The organism is Pseudomonas sp. S2_B07 (assembly GCF_054668435.1).
Genome location: NZ_CP162769.1, coordinates 1092022 through 1112650, shown reverse-complemented (window position 1 = coordinate 1112650; position 20629 = coordinate 1092022). Strand labels below are relative to the sequence as shown.

20 protein-coding genes are annotated in these 20629 nt (G+C 59.7%); 5 read left to right on the top strand and 15 right to left on the bottom strand.

Features of this window, described 5'->3' with window-relative positions; all coding sequences use genetic code 11:
• Nucleotides 1-24: 24 nt before the first annotated feature.
• Together potA and AB4N43_RS05070 are read right to left on the bottom strand one after the other, a co-directional pair.
• Complete coding sequence (gene potA / locus AB4N43_RS05075; protein WP_027925279.1) at nucleotides 25-1167, bottom strand: polyamine ABC transporter ATP-binding protein; 1143 nt, start codon at nucleotides 1165-1167, stop codon at nucleotides 25-27.
• Nucleotides 1168-1535: 368 nt separating this feature from the next.
• Nucleotides 1536-2297 carry a gamma-glutamyl-gamma-aminobutyrate hydrolase family protein gene (locus AB4N43_RS05070; RefSeq protein ID WP_027925280.1) on the bottom strand — a complete coding sequence of 254 codons (762 nt, stop codon included), beginning with the start codon at nucleotides 2295-2297 and terminating at the stop codon, nucleotides 1536-1538.
• Between the two features lie 284 nt (nucleotides 2298-2581).
• Here AB4N43_RS05070 and AB4N43_RS05065 point away from each other — a divergent pair, with 284 nt between their 5' ends.
• The 4 genes from AB4N43_RS05065 to AB4N43_RS05050 all read left to right on the top strand — a co-directional run bounded on the left by AB4N43_RS05065 (nucleotide 2582) and on the right by AB4N43_RS05050 (nucleotide 7891).
• Entirely contained in the window at nucleotides 2582-3958 is a 1377-nt protein-coding gene (locus AB4N43_RS05065; RefSeq protein WP_027925281.1) for a glutamine synthetase family protein, read from the top strand.
• 204 nt (nucleotides 3959-4162) lie between these two features.
• Entirely contained in the window at nucleotides 4163-5653 is a 1491-nt protein-coding gene (locus tag AB4N43_RS05060; RefSeq protein WP_059181066.1) for an aldehyde dehydrogenase, read from the top strand.
• A 72-nt stretch (nucleotides 5654-5725) separates the two neighbouring features.
• Nucleotides 5726-7009 carry an NAD(P)/FAD-dependent oxidoreductase gene (locus AB4N43_RS05055; protein WP_027925283.1) on the top strand — a complete coding sequence of 428 codons (1284 nt, stop codon included), beginning with the start codon at nucleotides 5726-5728 and terminating at the stop codon, nucleotides 7007-7009.
• Nucleotides 7010-7342: 333 nt separating this feature from the next.
• Entirely contained in the window at nucleotides 7343-7891 is a 549-nt protein-coding gene (locus AB4N43_RS05050; protein WP_007946335.1) for a cupin domain-containing protein, read from the top strand.
• A gap of 131 nt (nucleotides 7892-8022) precedes the next feature.
• On the opposite strand, the gene AB4N43_RS05045 is transcribed toward AB4N43_RS05050, so the two are convergent.
• The 11 genes from AB4N43_RS05045 to AB4N43_RS04995 form a co-directional block, all read right to left on the bottom strand.
• Entirely contained in the window at nucleotides 8023-9501 is a 1479-nt protein-coding gene (locus AB4N43_RS05045; RefSeq protein WP_460153387.1) for a hypothetical protein, read from the bottom strand.
• Between the two features lie 221 nt (nucleotides 9502-9722).
• A complete protein-coding gene (locus AB4N43_RS05040; RefSeq protein WP_027925285.1) occupies nucleotides 9723-10013 on the bottom strand; it encodes a hypothetical protein in 291 nt (96 codons plus the stop codon).
• Nucleotides 10014-10500: 487 nt separating this feature from the next.
• Nucleotides 10501-10719 carry a PLD nuclease N-terminal domain-containing protein gene (locus AB4N43_RS05035; RefSeq protein ID WP_027925286.1) on the bottom strand — a complete coding sequence of 73 codons (219 nt, stop codon included), beginning with the start codon at nucleotides 10717-10719 and terminating at the stop codon, nucleotides 10501-10503.
• A gap of 168 nt (nucleotides 10720-10887) precedes the next feature.
• Nucleotides 10888-12303, bottom strand: a complete 1416-nt coding sequence (locus tag AB4N43_RS05030) for a purine-cytosine permease family protein (RefSeq protein ID WP_410921955.1) — start codon at nucleotides 12301-12303, stop codon at nucleotides 10888-10890.
• A 320-nt stretch (nucleotides 12304-12623) separates the two neighbouring features.
• Nucleotides 12624-13772, bottom strand: a complete 1149-nt coding sequence (argE, locus tag AB4N43_RS05025; RefSeq protein ID WP_460153385.1) for an acetylornithine deacetylase — start codon at nucleotides 13770-13772, stop codon at nucleotides 12624-12626.
• Nucleotides 13769-14446, bottom strand: coding sequence for a DUF1028 domain-containing protein (locus tag AB4N43_RS05020; protein WP_460153383.1), 678 nt, complete (start codon nucleotides 14444-14446; stop codon nucleotides 13769-13771). The genes argE and AB4N43_RS05020 overlap by 4 nt, the downstream gene beginning before the upstream one ends.
• Nucleotides 14447-14608: 162 nt before the next feature.
• A complete protein-coding gene (locus AB4N43_RS05015; RefSeq protein WP_027925290.1) occupies nucleotides 14609-15025 on the bottom strand; it encodes a RidA family protein in 417 nt (138 codons plus the stop codon).
• A 21-nt stretch (nucleotides 15026-15046) separates the two neighbouring features.
• Nucleotides 15047-16393, bottom strand: a complete 1347-nt coding sequence (locus AB4N43_RS05010; protein ID WP_371258958.1) for a flavin-containing monooxygenase — start codon at nucleotides 16391-16393, stop codon at nucleotides 15047-15049.
• 143 nt (nucleotides 16394-16536) lie between these two features.
• Complete coding sequence (locus AB4N43_RS05005) at nucleotides 16537-16962, bottom strand: hypothetical protein (RefSeq protein ID WP_027925292.1); 426 nt, start codon at nucleotides 16960-16962, stop codon at nucleotides 16537-16539.
• Between the two features lie 122 nt (nucleotides 16963-17084).
• Entirely contained in the window at nucleotides 17085-17558 is a 474-nt protein-coding gene (locus tag AB4N43_RS05000; RefSeq protein WP_410921959.1) for a copper chaperone PCu(A)C, read from the bottom strand.
• Complete coding sequence (locus tag AB4N43_RS04995) at nucleotides 17558-18163, bottom strand: SCO family protein (protein WP_460153380.1); 606 nt, start codon at nucleotides 18161-18163, stop codon at nucleotides 17558-17560. Before AB4N43_RS04995 ends, AB4N43_RS05000 begins: the two co-directional genes overlap by 1 nt.
• A gap of 390 nt (nucleotides 18164-18553) precedes the next feature.
• On the opposite strand from AB4N43_RS04995, the gene AB4N43_RS04990 reads away from it, so the two are divergent.
• Nucleotides 18554-19357, top strand: coding sequence for a membrane protein (locus AB4N43_RS04990; RefSeq protein ID WP_027925295.1), 804 nt, complete (start codon nucleotides 18554-18556; stop codon nucleotides 19355-19357).
• Between the two features lie 39 nt (nucleotides 19358-19396).
• On the opposite strand, the gene AB4N43_RS04985 is transcribed toward AB4N43_RS04990, so the two are convergent.
• The gene (locus AB4N43_RS04985; RefSeq protein ID WP_460153378.1) at nucleotides 19397-20137 is read right to left on the bottom strand and encodes a hypothetical protein; all 741 of its coding nucleotides are present in this window, start codon (nucleotides 20135-20137) and stop codon (nucleotides 19397-19399) included.
• Between the two features lie 221 nt (nucleotides 20138-20358).
• A complete protein-coding gene (locus tag AB4N43_RS04980; protein WP_460153376.1) occupies nucleotides 20359-20607 on the bottom strand; it encodes a hypothetical protein in 249 nt (82 codons plus the stop codon).
• Between the last annotated feature and the right edge of the window lie 22 nt (nucleotides 20608-20629).

The window sequence follows — 20629 nt, the reverse complement described above, 5'->3', positions numbered from 1 at the left end:
GCATGAACTGCTGATTGAGTGTTTTCATGAGCGCAGTACCACGCCGCTGTCGTCTTCCCACCACACATAGACGGTGTCATCCCAGGTCGGACGCGCGCCACGGCGTTCGGCGTTGGCCATGAACGACTGCACGACTTTGCCGCTTGGCAATTCAACGTAGAACACCGAGTGACCGCCGAGGTAGGCGATGTCATGCACTTTGCCTTGGGACCAGTTGTAGCGGTTCTCGGGCTTGACCGTGCTGAGCAGCATTTTTTCCGGGCGGATGGCGTAGGTGATCGACTTGTCCTGCACCGAGGTGCTGACGCCGTGACCGACGTAAATCTTCTGCTCGAGGTCCGGGCTGTGGATGATCGCGTGACCTTCAAGGTCTTCCACCACGGTGCCGTCGAAGGCGTTCACGTTGCCGATGAACTCGCAGACCATGCGGCTGACCGGTGCTTCATAGATGTCGACCGGGCTGCCGATTTGCGCGATCCAGCCCAGGTGCATGATTGCGATGCGCTGGGCCATGGTCATGGCCTCTTCCTGGTCGTGGGTCACCATCACGCACGTCACGCCGACGCGCTCGATGATTTCAACCAGCTCCAGTTGCATCTGCGAACGCAGTTTTTTATCCAGTGCACCCATCGGTTCGTCGAGCAGCAACAGCTTTGGACGCTTGGCCAGGGAGCGGGCGAGGGCCACACGCTGACGCTGACCGCCGGACAGTTGATGCGGTTTGCGCTTGGCGTATTGGGTCATGTGCACCAGGCGCAGCATTTCTTCAACGCGGGCGTCGATTTCGCTGGCGGGCAAACGGTCCTGCTTGAGGCCGAAGGCAATGTTCTGCGCCACGGTCATGTGCGGGAACAAGGCGTACGACTGGAACATCATGTTGATCGGCCGCTCGTACGGCGGCATGTCGGTGATGTCCACGCCGTCGAGGAAAATCCGCCCCTCGGTCGGGCGCTCGAAGCCTGCGAGCATGCGCAGCAGGGTCGATTTGCCGGAACCGGAACCGCCGAGCAGGGCGAAGATTTCGCCTTGATGAATCTCGAGCGAGACATCGTCTACTGCGCAGGTTTCGTCGAATTTCTTGGTGACGCGGTCGACTTTCACCAACACCTTTTTCGATGTCTGGTGACCTTCAAGAGCCTTCCTGTAAATGCTGGAGGCGTTTGCCATGTGAAACTCCCAACAGGTTTCAGTCGTCGGGCCAACGCGGCCTGACTTAATAGTTGATTGCAAGCCTGAGCCGTGCGAAGTCAGTGAATTCGGCAGTGCCCCCCTGTGGGAGCGGGCTTGCCCGCGATGGCGGTGTGTCAGGCGACATCATCGTTACCTGATACACCGCATTCGCGGGCAAGCCCGCTCCCACAGGGATTTTCACCTGCTTCACTGGTATCGCCCGGCCTGGGCTTATTCGGCGCCGCCGTCCTGGCTGCCTGGTAGTACTTGTTGTTATCGCAGTGTGTTGCTGTCGCGAGGGGCGGGCGCGCGAAGGCACGCCCGTCTGACTCGCGGGGGCAGTAATCGGTTGTTTGTGTCTTGAGTCAGCGGCTTTTACGCAGCGCGGCCCGTCGCCGGCACGCATCGCCGAACGCCTGGAAAATACTCAAGTAAGGAGGATGGGTGAGCACCTGCCATTCCGGGTGCCATTGCACGCCGACGGCAAACGTCGGGCTGTGCTCCACCGAGATCGCCTCGATCAAACCGTCCGGCGCAATCGCTTCGGCACGCAGGCCGGGGGCGAGTCTGTCGATGCCCTGGCTGTGAATCGAATTGACCCTGAACTCGACTGGCAACTCCAGCGCTTCGAACACACCGCCCGGTTGCACGGTCACCGCATGCGCCGGTGCGTATTGCACCGCCAGCTCAGGACTGTCCGCTTCGCGGTGGTCGAGCATGCCCGGCAGTTCGTGGACCTTCTGGTGCAGGCTGCCACCAAACGCCACGTTCATTTCCTGGAAGCCCCGGCAGATGCCGAGCACCGGCACGCCAGCCGCAATGGCCGCACGTAATAAAGGAAGGGTCGTGGCATCCCGCGCCGGATCGTGATCCGTGCCGGGAGCGCTGGCCGGGCCTTGATAGTGGAAAGGTTCCACATTCGAAGGGGAGCCGGTCAGCAGCAGACCGTCGAGATGGGCGAGCACATCTTCGATTTCAGTCAATTCGCCTAAGGAAGGGATGACCACAGGCAGCCCCAGCGCCGCGACGCTGACAGCACGCAAGTACTTGTCGCCGCTGATGTGGTAGGGGTGCAGGCCAATCTGTTTGACGCATGCAGTAACGCCGATCAATGGCTTGAATGCCATTTTTATCACCTCGAAGTTTCACACTTGAACGAGCTTTTCCGGAGCTTAGCCTTGTTGATTTTAATTAACAACTCTCATGTAAAAAATTCTAAACGCCGCACGTCTGATCCTCAGCATTTACGCGGTGCCCAAGGCTGATCTGGCACTCTCGTCCCCTAAAAAGGCCCGAAAATAAAGGTTGAAGGGGCAAGTGTTCGCTATTGACTTCACTTTGCCGTTCGGGTTGACTGGGCTCGTGAAAGGGTAGTGAACATAATAATTAACAGCTAAAAAATAGGTGCATCATGTCGGTCCCTCTGCGTGCCGTTCAACTCAACGAAGCAAACGCATTCCTTAAGAAATATCCTGAGGTTTTGTACGTCGACCTTCTGATTGCGGATATGAACGGCGTGGTGCGCGGCAAGCGCATCGAGCGCACCAGTCTTCATAAGGTCTACGAAAAAGGCATTAACCTGCCGGCGTCCCTGTTTGCTCTGGACATCAACGGTTCCACGGTGGAAAGCACCGGCCTGGGTCTGGACATCGGCGACTCTGACCGAATCTGCTTCCCCATCCCCGGCACCCTCAGCATTGAGCCGTGGCAGAAGCGCCCAACCGCTCAATTGCTGATGACCATGCACGAACTCGAAGGCCAGCCGTTCTTTGCCGACCCGCGAGAAGTGTTGGCCAATATCGTGCGCAAGTTCGATGACCTGGGCCTGACCATCTGCGCAGCCTTCGAACTCGAGTTTTATCTGATCGACCAGGACAACGTGAACGGTCGTCCACAATCGCCACGTTCGCCGGTATCGGGCAAGCGTCCGGTGTCGACCCAGGTGTATCTGATCGACGACCTCGACGAATACGTCGACTGTCTGCAAGACATCCTCGAAGGCGCGAAAGAGCAGGGCATTCCTGCCGACGCCATCGTCAAGGAAAGCGCCCCGGCGCAGTTCGAAGTCAACCTGCATCACGTCTCCGACCCGATCAAGGCCTGCGACTACGCGGTGTTGCTCAAGCGTCTGGTGAAGAACATCGCCTACGACCACGAGATGGACACCACGTTTATGGCCAAGCCCTATCCGGGTCAGGCGGGCAACGGTTTGCACGTGCACATTTCGATTCTCGACAAAGAAGGCAACAACATCTTTGCCAGCGAGGATCCCGAGCAGAACGCCGCGCTGCGACACGCGATCGGCGGTGTGCTCGAGACCCTGCCGGCGCAGATGGCGTTCCTCTGCCCGAACGTCAACTCGTACCGTCGTTTTGGTGCGCAGTTCTACGTGCCGAACTCCCCGAGCTGGGGCATCGACAACCGTACCGTGGCGGTGCGTGTGCCAACCGGTTCGCCGGACTCGGTGCGAATCGAACACCGCGTTGCGGGTGCCGACGCCAACCCGTACCTGTTGATGGCCTCGGTGCTGGCCGGTATTCACCACGGCCTGACCAACCAGATCGAGCCGGGCGCCCCGGTGGAAGGCAACAGCTACGAGCAGAACGAGCAGAGCCTGCCGAACAACCTGCGCGATGCACTGCGCGAGCTGGACGACAGCGAAGTCATGGCCCGTTACATCGACCCGCTGTACATCGACGTGTTCGTGGCGTGCAAGGAAAGCGAGCTGGCCGAGTTCGAGAACTCCATCTCCGACCTTGAGTACAACTGGTACCTGCACACGGTTTGATGGGGCAAAACCCGGGTGAGGGGGTGTACACAAAACCTGTGTGCACCGCCAAACCTTGTGGGAGCGGGCTGCCCGCGATGGCGTCATCACAGTCTCCATTGATGTCGCCTGACCCGTCGCTATCGCGGGCAAACCCGCTGCCACAGGGATCTGCGGTGTACTGATACCCAACAAATACTTATTCCTCTGCGTCGAGTCACAACCATGACAAACACTCGCAGCGACTGGGAACAACGCTTCCAGTCCCTCACCATCGAAGCCCGTGCATTCATCGACGGCCAATACTGCCCGGCACTCAGCGGCGACACCTTTGAGTGCATGAGCCCGGTCGACGGCCGCTTCCTGGCCAACGTCGCCAGCACCGACGAAGCCGACGCCAATGCGGCCGTCGCCGTCGCGCGCCGCACGTTTGAATCCGGCATCTGGGCCAACCTCGCCCCGGCCGAGCGCAAGCGCACCCTGATTCGCTTTGCCGACCTGATCCTGGCCAACCAGGAAGAACTCGCCCTGCTCGAAACCCTCGACATGGGCAAGCCGATCAACGACTCGATGAACATCGACATTCCAGCGACCGCCAACGCGATCCGCTGGAGCGCCGAAGCCATCGACAAGATCTACGACGAAGTCGCCGCCACCCCGCACGACCAACTCGGCCTCATCACCCGTGAACCTGCGGGCGTGGTCGCGGCCATCGTGCCGTGGAACTTCCCGTTGATCATGGCCAGCTGGAAGTTCGCCCCGGCACTGGCTGCCGGCAACTCGTTCATCCTCAAGCCATCGGAAAAGTCGCCGCTCACCGCCATTCGCATTGCGCAACTGGCGCTGGACGCCGGCATTCCGAAAGGCGTGTTCAACGTTCTACCGGGCTACGGCCACACGGTCGGCAAGGCGCTGGCGTTGCACATGGACGTCGACGTGCTGGCCTTCACCGGCTCGACCGCGATTGCCAAGCAACTGATGATCTACGCCGGGCAAAGCAACATGAAACGCGTCTGGCTCGAAGCCGGCGGCAAGAGCCCGAACGTGGTGTTCGCCGACGCGCCAGACCTGCGCGCCGCCGCACAAGCAGCAGCCGGCGCGATTGCCTTCAACCAGGGCGAAGTCTGCACCGCGGGCTCGCGCCTGCTGGTGGAGCGTTCGATTCGCGAGCAGTTCATTCCACTGTTGGTGGAAGCGCTGCAAGCCTGGAAACCGGGGCACGCACTGGACCCGGAAACCACCGTCGGCGCGGTCGTCGACCAGCGTCAACTGGACAACGTGTTGCGTTACATCCAGGTCGGTAAAGACCAGGGCGCGCAACTGATCGCGGGCGGCAGCCGCACCCTCGAAAGCACCGGTGGCCTGTACGTGGAACCGGCGATTTTCGACGGTGTGACCAACGCCATGACCATCGCCCGCGAAGAAATCTTCGGCCCGGTGCTGTCGCTGATCACCTTCGACACCGCTGAAGAAGCGCTGGCGATTGCCAACGACAGCATCTTCGGCCTGGCCGCTGGCGTCTGGACCAGCAACCTGAGCAAGGCCCACACCTTCGCGCGCGGCTTGCGCGCCGGCAGCGTCTGGGTCAACCAGTACGACGGTGGCGACATGACCGCGCCGTTCGGCGGGTACAAGCAGTCGGGTAACGGTCGGGACAAATCGCTGCACGCGTTCGACAAATACACCGAGCTCAAAGCGACCTGGATCAAGCTCTAATACCTATAAAAAAAGCGACGGTCGCCGGCACGCTGCCGGTGGCCATCGGAGAACGCTATGAAACAAGATTCTGTGAAACAAACCCACGTAAACAGCTACTACGCCGCCACCCGTAACTTCACCGGCGACTTCCCGGTGCTCGAACAAGCGGTGGACTGCGACGTCTGCATCATCGGCGCCGGTTACACCGGTCTGTCCTCGGCCCTGTTCCTCGCGGAAGCGGGCTACAGCGTGACCGTCCTCGAAGCCGCCAAAGTCGGTTTCGGCGCCAGCGGTCGCAACGGCGGCCAACTGGTCAACTCCTACAGCCGCGACGTCGATGTCATCGAAGAACGCTACGGCGACAAAACCGCTGAAGTCCTCGGCAGCATGATCTTCGAAGGCGCCGACATCATTCGTCAGCGCATACAGCACTACGACATCCAGTGCGACTACAAGCCCGGCGGCATCTTTGCCGCGATGAACAAGAAGCAGCTCAAAGGCCTGGCCGAGCAGAAAAGCAGCTGGGAACGCTACGGCAACAAAAACCTGAAAATGCTCGACGCGGCGGACATCAAGCGCGAAGTCGGTTCCGATGCCTACGTCGGCGGCCTGCTGGACATGCAGGGCGGCCATATTCACCCGCTGAACCTGGCCCTCGGCGAAGCCTCGGCCATCATCGGCCTGGGCGGCAAAATCTATGAACAATCGGCCGCGGTAGAAATCACCTACGGCGAACCGATTACCGTGCGCACCGCCAAAGGCGTGGTGAAGGCCAAGTACCTGCTGATCGCCGGTAACGCCTACCTGCCGCAGGGCCTCGACAATCGCGTGACCAGCAAAAGCATGCCGTGCGGCTCGCAAATCGTCGTCACCGAACCGTTGTCGGAAAAGGTTGCGCGCAGCCTGATCAAAAACAACTACTGCGTCGAAGACTGCAACTACCTGCTCGACTACTACCGCCTCACCGCCGACAACCGTTTGCTGTACGGCGGCGGTGTGGTCTACGGCGCCCGCGAACCGGACGACATTGAACAACTGATCCGCCCGAAAATCCTCAAGACCTTCCCGCAACTCAAGGACGTGAAAATCGACTACCGCTGGACCGGCAACTTCCTGCTGACCATGTCGCGCATGCCGCAGTTCGGCCGCATCGAGAAAAACGCCTACTACATGCAAGGCTACAGCGGCCACGGCGTCACCTGCTCGCACCTGGCCGGCAAACTGATCTCGGAAATGATCCGCGGCGACGCCGAACGCTTCGACGCATTCGCTTCGCTACCGCACATGCCAATGATCGGCGGCCGCACCTTCCAGGCCCCGCTCACCGCCATGGGCGCCGCGTACTACGCGCTGCGCGATCGGTTCGGGATCTGATAAACGCTGCAAAACCTGCGGGAGCGGGCTTGCCCGCTCCCACAAGTTGATCCCGGTCGATCACAAGTTTTGCGGTCGCCACAGAACCCTGTGGGAGCGGGCTTGCCCGCGATGAGGCCCGACCAGCCACCATCAACCCCAACCAAACACCCTGATTTCAGGCCCAAACAACCTTTTCACCCACCCATTCATCGAACCTGCTGAGCAACACCACCAAACGTGATTTAATACCCGCCTTTCACATTTCCGGGACAGGGAAGCGGTACTTTCGCGGCCAAAAGTCGCCCGCCATCCACCCCCATAACCCTTAAGTATTCTTCGCATAAGGCTGTCATGGACACGGGCTCACGACTCAAACTAGTACGCGAAAGCTACAAACTGTCCCAGCGCGAGCTGGCCCGGCGTAGCGGCGTCACCAATGCCACCATCTCCCTGATCGAACAAAATCGCGTCAGTCCCTCCGTCAGCTCGCTCAAAAAACTGCTCGAAGGCATTCCCATGTCTTTGGCGGACTTCTTTACCTTTGATCAGCCGCCGCGTGAGCACCAATACGTGTTCCGCGCCAACGAACAGCCGGATCTCGGCCGTCATGGGCTGCGGTTGCTGCTGATTGGCGCTTCGGTGCCGAGCCGGCAGATGCGGTTGTTGCGTGAGCAGTACGCGCCTGGGGCGAGCTCGGGGGAAGAGCCGATTGTGCACTCGGAAGGCGAGGAGTGTGGGTTGGTTACGCGGGGGACGGTTGAGTTGACCGTGGACGGCCAAATCAGTGTGCTCAACGCCGGCGACGGCTACTACTTCCCGACAACCCTGCCGCACAAGTTTCGCAACATCGGCCAGGATGAAGCGGAAATCATCAGCGCCAACACGCCAGCCAACTTCTAATCTCAAAACGGACGCAACCCTGTAGCAGCTGCCGAAGGCTGCGTCCGCAGACGGAAAAGGTGACGACGGAAAAGGTGACAGATCTATTTGAATACACAGATCTGTTCCCTTATTTCGAACGGCCAGTCAGCTCAAATTTTTACAACCTCGATCGTCCATTCGCCCTGCACGTTCCGTGTGACGTATTGGAACGGCACAAACATTCCATACGTTTCGAGGTAGACGTAAATGTTGGTGCCGTATTGGTAGGTATCTTGGGTGCAGCTGAGTAGCTTGGCAGTCCCGGTCAAACTCGGGTGATACGCGCTGGCGGGTTTCTGCGACTGCACCTCACAGCTGAATCGGTTGTCGACCGGCACCAAGGCTCTGGGACCTTTCCCGCCGTTGGTATAAAGCATCTGCATATCCTGCGCCGTGTATCGCAGGAGGGCGCCGACCGGCATGTGCGCCCAATCGCCTTCGAAGCTGAGGTTCGTCAGCGCCTTATCCTCAATCGTTATCTCTCCTGCACGATTGCTGAATTCACTTTCAGCCAGGGTAATCAGTCCTCGGAACGTGGCTTTGACCCACTGACCGCGTCGGTCTTCATAACGCTCCGTCAGTTGATTACCCGCCCCGCCCAAAAGGTATGTCGAGTCACGCCCGTTGAGCCGTACCGCTTCATCGGAATACTGTCTTGGCTCGGAGTTGTCTTTGAACGCCCGGCGTAGCTGCTGAATGCTTTTCTCCGGTTTGGGCATATTCAATGCCTCGATGGCCTTCAACACCGGGGCGGCAACGACAGGGACCGGTGATTCGAAGGGCGACTGTTCGCGCCCTTCAAATGGTTTGTATTGGTCCAGCGATTGCGGTTTGCTACAGGCCACCTGAACCAACTGACGCTCATCGGCTGTGAGGCTTTGCGAGCCGATGGCTTTGAGATCTGTCTGCACGCTGCCAGCGAGCACACGACTGTGAGTATCCAGGTAGAAATGGCTTAACGCGGTCAGTTGTTGCAAGGCGCAATTGGCTGTCCACCGCTGGCGTACCTGCCCATACAAGACGTTTTTGCCGGGCACCAAGCTCTCGCCGGGCAGTACCCGAGCTGTCCAGAAAGTCACCTCATCACCTTTCACGTTCAGGCTGCTGCGGTCGATCATCTGCCAATCCTGATGCTCGGGGGCAGAGAACATGCGCCATTGAGGAGGTGCGGTCTGGGCACACACCTGCTTCAACTGCGCACTTTGCAGATACTGGCTCTTTTGTTCAGCCGGTAATTGCCAGGACTCCTGCGAACGCCCCCTCGGGTTGTCGGAGAATCGAGACATTCCCCCTTTGCTGCGGTAAGCCATTTGCGCATCGGGCTCGCTGCAGTTGGCGTCGAAACGTGCCAGATAGTGGCGTTCCGGACTTGGGGACGAAGCCACTAAATAGGTGATCCGGTCTCCCTCTCGCACGATCGAATTCGGCTCGGGTTTCTCGAGTATCACACTCTTGAAAACCGCCAGGCCCGGCTGGACCTCAGGTGTTGTGGTTTGAGCGGACGCGGGCTTTGTCGCTTGGCATCCAGAGAGGATCAAAGCAGCGGTCAGCAGTGAAAAAAGGCTGAAAGGGTGGGGTGTGGCGTCCATGCGGGTGTACTTCATTGATTATGATTGGGTGGTGGCATATTAACATGAGTGCTGGCTGCCAAAAGGACGCCGATGCTGGCAGCGTTAGATTTCGATGTTATGGCGCGCGAACAAAGTCAGCCGCGCTGATAGAGCAGACCATCCTCTCGCTAACTCGACAGGGGGAATGAAATAAAAAACCCGCAACTCGGTGCGGGTTTTTTTGGGCTTAGCTCTTATTACTAATTCTTTGGTGCCTCAAACCCGCGTTGCTCAATCACCCGAAACACATCACTCACATCCTGGATCAGGATTCGGGCGATGTTGGTGACGGTGTTGATGTCATTTTCGGCGTAGTCGGGGAGGCTGGTGCAGGCCGTGAGGTTGAGGTATTTGAGGACGGCGCTGAGGCGTTCGCTGACGCAGTTGTGGAGTTCGCGCAGTGGGGCATCGCTGTCGATGAGCAGGACGGGGTAGTTGGTGGCGAGTTGGGACATTGGGGTGAAGCGGCGGGGCGGGTTCTGGGTTGACATGCATATAGTCCTAAAAAATGAGTCAAAGTCGTCAAAATCCATTCACAGACAGAAACCGGCTGTGTCATGTCTGACGGTATTTGCTGATCTTCTTTTAGGGCTGCGAAACCCTGTCTCTGATGGTCGTCAGTGACGGGTCGAACTTTAAGCGAAGATTTTGGTGCCTGCAAACGGGGTTGTAGGACCGAAAGCGGGTTATTGGTTGATGTCGGAGGCAGAGCTTCCGGCGGGGTTACTGGCGTTAAATCAGAACGTGTTTAAGTGTCTGTGTACCTTGCTCGTTGGATTTACGGCTGCTGTGTAGCCGGACGCAGACTTCGCCAGCTGCTACAGGATGTGGGTGTGTTTAAAAACGCGGTGAAGGGTGGGGCGGCTTCGCTGCCCAGCGGGAGCAAGCTCCCTCGCCACAGAGGGTGGTTTCCTACACGATTTTCGGATGGCCAGAAACGACAAAGCCCCGAATCATCGAGGCTTTGATCCTTTGATGTCATTGCCTGGCTTGAGGCGAGTGCGGGTTGTGTTCGGTGTGTTTGGGGCCGGTCAGTGCCCATGCCACGACGCCGATCAGTGGCACGAAGACGATCACGACGATCCACAAGAGTTTGTTGCTGGATTTGCCTTGGGCTTTTCGGACTCGGTTGATGGCCCATAGCTCGATCAGCAGAAGCACTGCCACGAGTACGATCCAGATTGTTTCGGTTTGCATTGCTCACCCTCCTGATAGTCATTCAGTTAGGTGAGCTGCGGTGGGCGGGGTTCATTTAATTTTTGGTTAAGCGGGGTTGCTCGCGATGGTGGTCTGTCAGGCAATTCAGAATTGACTGTCAGGGCCTCATCGCGAGCAAGCTCGCTCCCACAGGGATTGTGGGGATAGTTAGAGGGAGGTGGCCAGTTTTCCGGTGGAGAGGCGACGCTTGTAGGCGCTGTCGCGGCTGGCCAGCCAGTAGTAGAGCGGTGAGGTGATCAGCAGGCCCACCAGCCAGGAAAGGTCTGCGCCGTTGATGTGTTCGGAAATAGGCCCGACATACAGCGGCGTGTTCATGAACGGAATCTGCACCACGATCCCGATTGCATACGCCAGCAGCGCCTGCGGGTTGTACCGACCGTAGATCCCGCCGTCGACCTTGAAGATCGAGTTGATGTCGTACTGACCTTTGTGAATCGCATAGAAGTCGATCAGGTTGATCGCGGTCCACGGCACCAGCACCACGAGCAGCACCAGGACCATGTCGACGAAGTGGCCGATGAAGTTGGCGGAGGCGCCAACGGCGGCGAAGCAGCACGCGGCGAGGACGATGACCGAGAGCACGGCGCGGCTTTTGGCGGTGGGGATCCAGCGGTAGGCGAAGGTTTGCACCAGGGTGATCAGCGACAGCACGGCGCCGTAGAGGTTGAGGGCGTTGTGGCTGATGACGCTGAGCAGGAACAGCACGAGCATCAGCGGGCCGATGGAGCCGGTGGCGAGTTTGACCGCGTCCATGGTGTCCATGCCGACGGGCGTGGCGAGGACGGCGACGGCGCCGAAGATGAACGAGAGGCTGGAGCCGAGCACGGTGCCCAGGTAAGTGGTCCAGAACGTGGCGGCGACCGGTACGTTGGCCGGCAGGTAGCGCGAGTAGTCGGAGACGTACGGCGCGAAGGCGATTTGCCAGAGCGCGGCGAGCGAAACGGTGGCGAGCCAGCCGGACAGGTTGAAGCTGCCACGGGTGAGGAAGTCGGCGGTTTGTACGTGGGTGAAGATGTAGCCGAAGCCGAGCACGATGCCGGCGCCGAGCACCCAGGTGCCGATGCGGTTGAGCACGTGGATGAAGCGGTAACCGATGATGCCGATGATGCCGGAACCGAGCGCACCGATGACAATGCCGACGGGCACCGGCACGCTGTCGACCACGCCATGCAGGGACTTGCCAGCGAGGACGATGTTGGAGGCGAAGAAGCCGATGTACATGACGCCGGCGATCAGCACCACCAGCAGCGCACCGAGGGAGCCGAACTGGGCGCGGCTCTGGATCATTTGCGGGATGCCCATCTGCGGGCCTTGCGCCGAATGCAGCGCCATCAGCACGCCGCCAACCAGGTGGCCGACGAGAATGGCGACGATGCCCCACACCAGGTTCAGGTGAAACATTTGCACGCCGAGGGCGCCGGTGACGATCGGCAGCGGCGCGATGTTGCCGCCGAACCAGAGGGTGAACAGGTCGCGGGTTTTGCCATGACGATCTTCGGGTGGCACGTAGCCGATGGTGTGTTTCTCGATGAGCGGGGCGGAGGTTGTTGCAGCGGTAACCATGACGAACTCCAAGGCAATGTGAGTACGTGGACGTACTTCGGTGAGCGCCGTATGGGGGCGACGCTTTTCTTGTTGGAGTTGATGATGGGCGGTGGGCGGGGAGAGATAAATTAGTAAGATTGTGGGTATAGACGTTAAAAAATGTATGCCGGTTGGTCGCTGGAAATCCGGGGCGAACAGGGGGGGTATTACGGACGCGATACTGTGGGAGCGGGCTTGCCCGCGATGGCAGTCTGTCAGCCAACTCAATATTGACTGTCAGGCCCTCATCGCGGGCAAGCCCGCTCCCACAGGGATTTCTGGTGTGTTCGGATGCTTTGCTAGCTGATCGATTGCAGCATCCGTTGCAGCATCGCATCGCAGGCGGTGAGTTGTTGGAGGCTGACGAATTCGTCGGGTTTGTGGCCTTGGTCCATGCTGCCGGGGCCGCAGACGACGGTGGGGATGCCTGCTGCGTCGAACAGGCCGCCCTCGGTGCCGAAGGCCACGGTGCCGAATTCTCGGGAGCCGGAGAACGCGGCAATCAACTCAGCCGCTTCACTGTGCGCATCGGTCGCCAGACCGGGGTACGCCGACAACTCGCTGAAGCGGATCTCACTCTGTTCACTTACGGCACGCATGCGCGGCAACACCTGTCGCTCGGCATAGGCCTTCAGTTCCTGCGCCACATCATTGGGATCAAACGAGGGCAGGGCACGGATTTCGAAGTCGAAGCGACAATCGGCGGGGACGATGTTCAACGCTTTACCGCCAGAAATCACGCCGGTTTGCACGGTGCTGAATGGCGGATCGAACCGCGCATCGTGAAGCTCCGGCGCCTTCAGTCGATGACCCATCCGCCCCAGTTCACCCATCAGTTCAGCCGCGTATTCAATCGCGTTGACCCCCTGCGGCGCGTACGCTGAATGGCACGCTTGCCCGTGAACATCACAACGCATCGCCAGTTTGCCTTTATGCCCGAGCACCGGTTTCAGTTCGGTCGGCTCACCAATGATGCAGAGCATCGGTTTGACCGGACGCTGTTGCAGTTCCGCCAGCAGCGAGCGCACGCCCAGGCAGCCGACTTCTTCATCATAAGAAAGCGCGATGTGCACCGGCACGCGCAGCGTGGCCTGCACCAGCGACGGCACCAAGGCCAGTACGCAGGCGATGTAGCCTTTCATGTCCGCCGTGCCGCGACCGTAGAGTTTGCCGTCGCGTTCGGTGAGTTCGAACGGTGGAACGGTCCACGGCTGGCCGTCGACGGGCACCACGTCGGTGTGCCCCGACAGCACGATGCCCGGCACGCCCGCCGGGCCGAGGGTGGCGAACAGATTGGCCTTGCTGCGTTGCTCGTTGTAGACCAGTTCGCACGGCACGTCGAAACCCGCGAGGTAATCGCGGACGAACTCGATCAGGTGCAGGTTGGACTCGCGGCTGGTGGTGTCGAATGCCACCAGCGTCTGCAACAACTCGCGGCTGTGGCTCATCGGTCGTCTCCGGCGACGCCGTAGCCAGGGGATTTGTCCGGGGCGAGGGCGCGGTCGATGTAGTCCTGAACCTGCGGGCGATAGGCGTCCCACAATTTCTCGAGCTCACTGATAGGGTTTTCGTCGGCCCAGTCGACCCGCAGGTTGATGATCGGCCAGGTCAGTTCACCCACGACGATCATCGCCGCCGAATGCACCGGCCCGGCTTCACCGCCGGCGGCAATCGCGGCTTTCATCGCGGCGAGCAAGCGGTCGGCCAATTGACCTTCGCCATGTTCGAACGCTGCGACCATCGCTTCGATCACCGAGCGGTCCGCGAGCATGTTGCCGGCCGCCACGCAGTGTTCACCGGACACCGCGTTGTGATTGCCCAGGGTCTGCGCGCCGCTGAAATGCGCGGTGCGGCCGAGGTGGTCGATGGCGGTGATTTGCCGATACTGGCTGTAGCCGTTGCGGGTCAGGACTTTGTCCAGCGCCTCGGCCGGTGCGAGGCCTTGCTCCATCAGGGCCAGGGTTTCGGGGCCAAGCGAGGGAAGGGTGATGTTTTGCGTCGAGACCGCGCCGACACCCGGCAGCAGCCAGGGGCAACGGGCGCCGACGGCGATGCTGGAGGAACTGATTGCGATGCCGAACTGACCGGTTTCGGGGCAACGGGCGGCGATGGAGAAGGTCATGGTTTTGCTCCTTGGTTAACCCTTGGCTATTGAGGTGTCTGGGGCAAGTCGAATCGTCGCACCGCCGCTCCCACAGGGATCTTCAGTGGCCACAGAATTGTGTGCGACGATAAACCTGCGGGAGCTGGCTTGCCTGCGATGGCCGCGACTCGGTGTACCTGCTTACTCAGGAATCACCGCAATCACATCAATCTCCATCAACCACTGCGGCTGCCCCAGTGCCGACACCACCAACCCGGTCGAAATCGGAAACACGCCCTTCAGCCACTTGCCCACTTCCTGATAAACCGGCTCGCGATACCGCGGATCAATCAGGTAAGTCGTGGTTTTAACGATGTGGCTCAGGTCGCTGCCAGCCTCTTCCAGCAACTGCTTGACGTTGCGCATCGCCTGCTCGGCCTGCGCACGCGGGTCACCCAATCCGACCAGTTTGCCTTCGAAATCAGTGCCGACCTGGCCACGAACATAAACGGTATTACCGGCCCGCACGGCTTGGCACAAATCATTGTCCAGGCTCTGGTTCGGGTAGGTTTCCTTGGTGTTGAACATGCGAATACGGGTATGGGTTGGCGTGGCCATGTGAAGCTCCTGAAAAAAGTCTTAAGCGCTGACAGTGGTTTTATGGGCGACCGGCACGGCTTCAGCCTGACGCTGCGCCGCGTCGTGGTAGTCGAGGTACGACCGCTGGATGGCGATGTGATCGGCCACGTATTTCGCGTCGTGCCAAACGCCCCAGATGAACGAAGACCCACGACGCGACTGCCACGGCAGTCCGAGGAAATAAACCCCGGGCTCGCTCGACACACCGCGCTGATGCTGCGGCTTGCCGTTGTCGTCGAAAGCATCCACCTTGAGCCAGCTGTAATCGGTGGCAAAACCGGTGGCCCAGATGATCGAGGTCACGCCGGCCTTGACCAGGTCGAGCTCAAGAATTGGATTCGTCACGCACGCTGGATCAGGGAAGGTCATGCGCGCTTCAGGTTCTTCCGGCAGGTCCAGGCCGTTGCGCTCGATGTAGGCATCGGCAGCGTTGAGCAGCGCCAGATAGTTTTCGTCACCGCGCGCCAGGTTCTCGGCCAGGTTTGGCTGGAACGTCGCCACGCCGCCATTGAACGATTGGGTCAGGCCGACCAGGGTCATGCCGCGATGGGCGAGGCCACGGAAGTCGACAGTTTTGCCGCCATGGGCACCGCTGACCGCGATGGTCACATGTTCCCGGCCGGGTTTCATCGCCGCCTGATCCCACTCGCCGAGCACGCCCAGCCACCAGCAGAAATCCCGGTTGCGATAAGCGCGAGGCGGGCGGTCGTGTGCACCGACCGAGAGGTAAACCTGCTTGCCCGAACGCTGCAGTTCATCGGCGATCTGCACGCCCGACGAACCGGCACCCACCACCAGCACAGCGCCTTCCGGCAGTTGCTCGGGGTTGCGGTAATCGGCCGAGTGGATCTGAATGAACGGCTGATCTTTTGGCGCGATGGGCGGAATCACCGGTTTCTGGAACGGCCCGGTGGCCGCCACCACACGGTTGGCTTCAATCACGCCGTCGGAGGTTTCAATGGTGAAGCCTGGGCGGCCGACATTGCGCTTGACGCTCAGCACGTCCACGCCGGTGCGCACCGGGGCGTTGAATTTCTTGGCGTAGGCTTCGAAGTAATCGGCGACACGTTCTTTCGGGGCAAAGCCGTCGGGGCTCAGGTCATCGAATTCCATGCCTGGAAAGCGGTCGTGCCACGCCGGACCGTTGGCCACCAGCGAATCCCAACGCCCGGTGCGCCAGCGCTCGGCAATGCGGTTGCGCTCCAGCACCAGGTGCGGCACGCCGAGTTTGCTCAGGTGTTCACTCATGGCCACGCCAGCCTGACCGGCGCCAACGATCAGCGTGTCTGTTTTTGTTTTTTCTGTGGTCATCTCTTTACCCTTCGAAGTGGGATTCAGGTCGCTAATGGCCTGCCATCTCTTGGGGTCAAGACTAGGGATCACCCTGGTATCGGTAAAATATTATTAAGCTGGCATTTGAGTATAAATAACTGAGGCAGAGCGCCCGAACCCGCCTGGGCAGCGGGTTTGGCGGGAGGCGTGTCGAATGGCTAGTGCGCTTTCCAGTGCCCGCCGCCCGATTCACAGTCAATCTTTGCCTGACTCAGGTGTTCGGCACTGTAGTAGTACGTCGTAACTTGCGCGTTATCGGGGATATTCAGCGAGGTGCTGTTTTTGTCCTTGCTGGTGGAGTGCGGGTTGGCCAACGATTCCTGGGTCAGTGTGGCAATGCAGGTGGCCTGGTAGTGATCGGCGCACTGCTCGACCTTTTTCTTGGTGCTGGTCAGCATGTCCTTGCTTTCGTTGCTGCACGACCAGTCGATGGCGTTGACGGGCATGCCGTCGTACTCATAGCAGCTATGGGATTCAACCACCGGCACGGAAGGGCTTTGGGAGCGGGTCAGGACGTCGCAGCTTTCAGCCATGGCCAGCGTGGGGCTGAGGCAGGCGAGCAGAAGCAGAAGTCGGGTGTTCATCGGGATTTCCTCTCCAATGGCGCCTGACTTCGTCGAAGTTCGGCGCTATAGGGTTTCGAAAACGCGATGGGCCGCAGGGTTCAATTCGATTGTTGATCCGCTGCAGCCATCAGGCCGGGGCCTTAATGCATCTTGCTGTGATCCATCGTGCCGAGTGCCCGCGCTTCGGCTTGCACTTCGATGGTTTCTTGCTCGCCCTTGGCGTTTTTCACGGTCAGGGTCAGCGGGACTTTATCGCCTTCCTTCACCTGGGCGGCCAGGTCAATCAGCATCACGTGGTAGCCGTGGGGATCCAAGGTCACAGGCTTGCCGGCCGGCAGCGCGACGGATTCGACCATGCCCATTTTCATCACATCGTCTTTCATGCTCATTTGGTGAATCTGTACCGTTTTTGCCACCGGGGACTGAACGCTTACCAGGGTGCTGTCGCTGTCAGCTTGCACGGTCATGAAGGCGCCGGTCGACGGTTGGCCGGCAACGGTCGCGCGGACCCAGGCGTCGTGGACTTCGGTTTGCGCCGACGCCTGGAACGCCAGGCCTATCAGCGACAGGCCCAGAGCCAGTTGTTTGATGCGTTTGAAGGATGTGGCAGTCATTAGCAGACCTCCATGACGGTGAGCAGGTCTTCTGCGCACTCTTGGGCGGTAAGGGACGCGGACAGGCCCAGGCGCAAGTTGCCCCGGGAGTCGAAGACGTAACTGGTCGCGGTGTGGGAGAGGGTGTAGCTGTCACCGTTCGGGACTTTTTCAAAGAACACGCCAAATTCCTTGGCGGTGGCGGCGGTTTCTTCCAGCGTGCCGTGCAGCGCCTCGAACGTCGGGTCGAAGGATTTGACGTATTTGTCGAGCATCTGCGGCGTGTCGCGTTCAGGGTCGAGGGTGATGAAGATCACCTGGAGCTTTTCGCCATCGCGGCCCATCAGTTTTTTCGCTTGGGCGGCGCGGGCCAGGGTGGTCGGGCACACGGCCGGGCATTGAGTGAAACCGAAGAAAATCATCGGCATCATCCCGCGATAGCTGGTCAGCATCCGGGTTTCGCCATCGACGTCCTTGAGCTTGAAGGTCCGGCCCATGATCTTGTCGCTGAGGTCCTTGCCGTACTTGAACGACAGTTTGCTGCTGTCATCACAACCGGTCAGCAGGCCGAGGCTCAACAGGCTCATGCCGCGCAGGACAGTGCGACGGGTATACAACGTACTCATGGGGGAAAATCCTGTGTAGCGACGTGAAATCTTGGGCGGCTGATGTATCAGACGAAAAATGCGCGTGGATATTAACAAACTGTAGTGGTCCGCTGGTCATTGTCGGACCGGCGCGGGTTGCGGTACAGAGACAGAACCTGCAGAAAACTACGGATCAGATACGATCCCTGTAGCCGCTGCCGACCCTGCGTTCGGCACCGGCTACAAGGTCGGCGTTGCAGCAGACACAATCTCCTCGCCGTTGCGTTACGGCTGCTAAGCTTCGACCTTGCAGCGTCCGAGCCTTCCCCGGCGGGAGCATTGCAGAGGTTCAAGGAGTACGACTTCAGTATCCATTCCACCTCAAAAGAGGTGGTGAGTGATTGTCGATAACCTGCACGGAGGCAGGCAATGGTAATCAAGCACGTTGGCCATTCGAGTGCCGAGGGTGTTCCCGAGCCACTTGATCGTGAAGAAATGGAGCGGGTGCTGGCGCAGTTGTTGGCCAGTCCGGTGTTTGCCAAGTCCAGGCGGATGGGCGATCTGCTGCGCTTCCTGGTCGATCATGACCTTCAACATCCGACCATTGCGCTCACTGAGCATGCCATCGGCCTGGCGGTGTTTCGCCGTGATCCGGCGATTTACTGCACTGGCGACGATCCGGTGGTGCGTGTGCAGGTGGGGCGATTGCGCCGCAAACTTGCGGCGCATTACGCCACCAGCGGTCAGCAAGACCCGGTACACCTGAGCCTTCCGGCTGGATGTTATCGCCTCGCCTATCAACGACTTCGGCCCAAGGCGATCGCGGCGCGCCACCCGGTGTTACAGATTCAGCCGTTCACCTGCATCACCCGCGACGGCGACGACTTTGCCCGGGGCTTGTGTGAAGAGCTGAGCTGCAGGCTGTTCGAATCGTTCGAACAGACACAAAGCCATGGCAATCACGTATTGATGAAGGTGCCACGCAGCAGCGTCAAAGCCTCGGACCTGGTGCGGGCCGGGCGCGGCAATTACTCACTGGAGGGCAGTGTGCGGGTTGAGTCGACCCGGGTTCGGGCTTCGGTGCGCTTGATTGATGTCGCACAGGGGCGGATTCGCTGGTCAGAACAGTTTGATCGTAATCGACCTTACGGCATCGCCACGCAGGAGGATCTGGCGGAGTCGATTTGCCAATCGTTGACGGGGTATTTCGCCCGTGGCGGCAGTGACGCTTGAATAGACGGGGCAACCGCAAGGTTGCCCCGGTTGCAGGGCTTACACGACGGTCCAGCTGCCTCCGGAGTAGAGGCGGGTGGCGTTGTTGTCGAACGTCAGGTCGATTTCGACGGATTGTGAGCGCGACGTGCTGAACATGGTGCTGGTCTGCACGTTCTGTTCGAACCACACCAATAGGGTTTCGATCGGGGTCAGCGCCGTAGTGCCGCGGACCACTGGGTTGGAGGCCACGTAGATCGGGGTGCTGACCTGCTTGCCATCGATGCCGGTGGACAATTGGCTGACGCCCGGGTGGATGTTGCCGTAATTGTTGATCAGGGTGATCGACGTGTCAGGGCCGCCGCTCGTCGCCGGGCCCATCAACCCCGAATTGTCGAGTATTGACTGTTGACCCAGACCAATCGTGACGATGTTGGTCGAGACTTCCACTTGCACGTTCGCCTGGAACGTATTGGAACCGAACAGCTGATACTGCGGGGTCCAGCTAAAGGTGTTGTTGCTCAGGTATTGGACATAGGACTGCCAGACCACATTGTAGGCTTCGTTACCGACCTTCTTGGCGAAACACAACTTGTAGCCTGATTGTTTCAGCGTGGTCAGGTCGCCGGCGGCGATCTGGATTTTGACCGACTTTTGAGTGGCCGCCAGCGTCGAAGTCAGGACCTTGGCGTAGTCAGTGCTTTTCAAGGCTGTTGGAGCGGCCAGCAGCGATTTGATGGCGGCCTGCACGTTGTCATGAAGTGTTTGTTGATGCTCGCTTACTGCAATGGATTTGCTCATGGTTTCCCTATTCCTTGGTGTGGTGTGTCGGGCAATCAATGGCTCATTGAGCACATCGACGGCTTCACTGTAGGCGGGCGGAGCGGGGCGGCGAAGTGTCTTGGCGTTACAGCCGGAGGGCTCATCAACACGGTTCCAGCCCGGCAGGTAACAGCGCGTGTAACGGCGGAGTATCAAGCGATGAAACAGCGGGGAGGCCTTTCGACCGCCCCGCCGTGGCCTCAGTGCGCGGCCGCACTCACCGTTGCGTCAGCAAAGGTGAAGTTCCCGCTGGTGCGTTTGCCTTTGGCGACCTCGATCAGCTTGTTCTCGAACACCGTGTGATTGACCAGGCCGGTGTAGGTCATTTTTCGGCTGGCGTTGTCGCCGGTCACGTCAACCGGCGTGCCGTCGGACTCGAACATGGCCTTTTTCAGATCGGCTTCCGACGGGACGCTGCTCTGGTTTTTTTCAACAATGACGAAACTCATGGTGTCACCTCTTCCGTGATGG

Coding starts and splice junctions, on each gene's coding strand:
- AB4N43_RS05020 (WP_460153383.1), bottom strand. CDS start 14,446: ATGACCTTCTCCATCGCCGCCCGTTGCCCCGAAACCGGTCAGTTCGGC.
- AB4N43_RS05030 (WP_410921955.1), bottom strand. CDS start 12,303: ATGGTTACCGCTGCAACAACCTCCGCCCCGCTCATCGAGAAACACACC.
- AB4N43_RS04985 (WP_460153378.1), bottom strand. CDS start 20,137: ATGAGCAAATCCATTGCAGTAAGCGAGCATCAACAAACACTTCATGAC.
- AB4N43_RS04995 (WP_460153380.1), bottom strand. CDS start 18,163: ATGAGTACGTTGTATACCCGTCGCACTGTCCTGCGCGGCATGAGCCTG.
- AB4N43_RS05070 (WP_027925280.1), bottom strand. CDS start 2,297: ATGGCATTCAAGCCATTGATCGGCGTTACTGCATGCGTCAAACAGATT.
- AB4N43_RS04990 (WP_027925295.1), top strand. CDS start 18,554: ATGGTAATCAAGCACGTTGGCCATTCGAGTGCCGAGGGTGTTCCCGAG.
- AB4N43_RS05065 (WP_027925281.1), top strand. CDS start 2,582: ATGTCGGTCCCTCTGCGTGCCGTTCAACTCAACGAAGCAAACGCATTC.
- AB4N43_RS05050 (WP_007946335.1), top strand. CDS start 7,343: ATGGACACGGGCTCACGACTCAAACTAGTACGCGAAAGCTACAAACTG.
- AB4N43_RS05040 (WP_027925285.1), bottom strand. CDS start 10,013: ATGTCAACCCAGAACCCGCCCCGCCGCTTCACCCCAATGTCCCAACTC.
- AB4N43_RS05045 (WP_460153387.1), bottom strand. CDS start 9,501: ATGGACGCCACACCCCACCCTTTCAGCCTTTTTTCACTGCTGACCGCT.
- AB4N43_RS05035 (WP_027925286.1), bottom strand. CDS start 10,719: ATGCAAACCGAAACAATCTGGATCGTACTCGTGGCAGTGCTTCTGCTG.
- AB4N43_RS05015 (WP_027925290.1), bottom strand. CDS start 15,025: ATGGCCACGCCAACCCATACCCGTATTCGCATGTTCAACACCAAGGAA.
- AB4N43_RS05005 (WP_027925292.1), bottom strand. CDS start 16,962: ATGAACACCCGACTTCTGCTTCTGCTCGCCTGCCTCAGCCCCACGCTG.
- AB4N43_RS05060 (WP_059181066.1), top strand. CDS start 4,163: ATGACAAACACTCGCAGCGACTGGGAACAACGCTTCCAGTCCCTCACC.
- potA (WP_027925279.1), bottom strand. CDS start 1,167: ATGGCAAACGCCTCCAGCATTTACAGGAAGGCTCTTGAAGGTCACCAG.
- argE (WP_460153385.1), bottom strand. CDS start 13,772: ATGAGCCACAGCCGCGAGTTGTTGCAGACGCTGGTGGCATTCGACACC.
- AB4N43_RS04980 (WP_460153376.1), bottom strand. CDS start 20,607: ATGAGTTTCGTCATTGTTGAAAAAAACCAGAGCAGCGTCCCGTCGGAA.
- AB4N43_RS05000 (WP_410921959.1), bottom strand. CDS start 17,558: ATGACTGCCACATCCTTCAAACGCATCAAACAACTGGCTCTGGGCCTG.